We start from the raw sequence: 1,361 nt of genomic DNA, 5'->3' as shown, positions 1-1,361 counted from the left end.
TGCTGCAACTGATCATCGGCCTGTTCCTCTACGGCTTCGGCGCCTCGCTGATGATCCGCGCCGCGATCGGTGTCGCGCCGTGGGACGTGCTGTCGCAGGGCATTGCTGCACAGACCCCGTTGTCGTTCGGCTTGGCCACCAACGTGATCGGCGCGCTGGTGCTGCTGCTGTGGTGGCCGCTGCGGCAGAAGCCAGGTGTCGGTACCGTGCTCAACGTGATGCTGATCGGCCCTTCGGCCCAGTTCGGACTGTGGCTGCTGCCCCCGGCCGTCGGCCTCGGCTGGCAGGTGGCGATGTTCTGCGCCGGCATGCTGCTGGTGGCGCTGGCCACCGGCCTGTACATCGGCGCCAAGCTCGGCCCTGGCCCGCGCGATGGCCTGATGACCGGACTGCACGCGCGCACCGGCTGGCCGATCTGGAAGGTGCGCAGCCTGATCGAAGGCAGCGTGCTGCTGCTGGGGTGGTGGCTGGGCGGCAATGTCGGCGTCGGCACGCTCGCCTTCGCGTTGCTGATCGGACCGTTGTGCGGGGTCACGCTTGGCTGGTTCGGGATCGGCCGCACACCGGTAGTGCCGGCCGCTGGCCGGCAACCGCAATCGCCCTGAGCTGACCGGTAGGCCGGGCATGGCCCGGCGCTACCGCGCGAGCAGCCCTTGCCCCGGGAGCCGTTTCGCGGCACCCTTCGCGCTTCCGTACGCAAGCGTATCGACATGTCGCCAGCCAACGAAAGCGCCTACCCCCACCTGTTCGCCCCGCTGGACCTGGGCTTCACCCAGCTGCGCAACCGGGTGCTGATGGGCTCGATGCATACCGGCCTGGAGGACCGCGCACGCGACTTCCCGCGCCTGGCCGCCTACTTCGCAGAGCGCGCCGAGGGTGGCGTCGGCCTGATCGTCACCGGTGGTTTCGCGCCGAACGTGGTCGGCTGGCTCAAGCCTTTCGGCGGCAAGCTGTCCTGGCCTTGGGAAGTGCGCCCGCATCGGCAGTTGACCGCCGCCGCGCACCAGCACGGCGCAAAGATCTGCCTGCAGCTGCTGCATGCCGGGCGCTACGCCTATCACCCGCTGTCGGTAGCGCCGTCGAAGCTGAAGGCGCCGATCAATCCGTTCACCCCGCGCGCCTTGTCGGCCAGCGGCGTCGAGCGGCACATCGCCGACTATGCACGCAGCGCGAAGCTGGCCCGCGAAGCCGGCTACGACGGCGTGGAAGTGATGGGCTCGGAGGGTTACCTCATCAACGAGTTCATCRCCCCGCGCACCAACAAGCGCAACGATCGCTGGGGCGGTGATGCCGCACAGCGCATGCGCTTCGCGGTGGAGATCGTGCGCCGCATCCGCGAAGCCTGCGGCCCGGATTTCATC

2 protein-coding genes are annotated in these 1,361 nt (G+C 69.0%); both read left to right on the top strand.

Translation table 11 applies throughout. From position 1 onward, the window contains the following. Positions 1–2: 2 nt before the first annotated feature. A complete protein-coding gene (gene yczE / locus AC1VAN_RS21930) occupies positions 3–605 on the top strand; it encodes a membrane protein YczE (RefSeq protein ID WP_480986757.1) in 603 nt (200 codons plus the stop codon). Positions 606–710: 105 nt separating this feature from the next. Next, the coding region (locus AC1VAN_RS21925; protein WP_480986756.1) for an oxidoreductase at positions 711–1,361 on the top strand (651 nt) is incomplete at its 3' end.

This window comes from Stenotrophomonas sp. 05L44_2, from assembly GCF_056665995.1.
The sequence above is the reverse complement of the archived record's forward strand: the minus strand, read 5'-3'. Positions and strand labels throughout refer to the sequence as shown.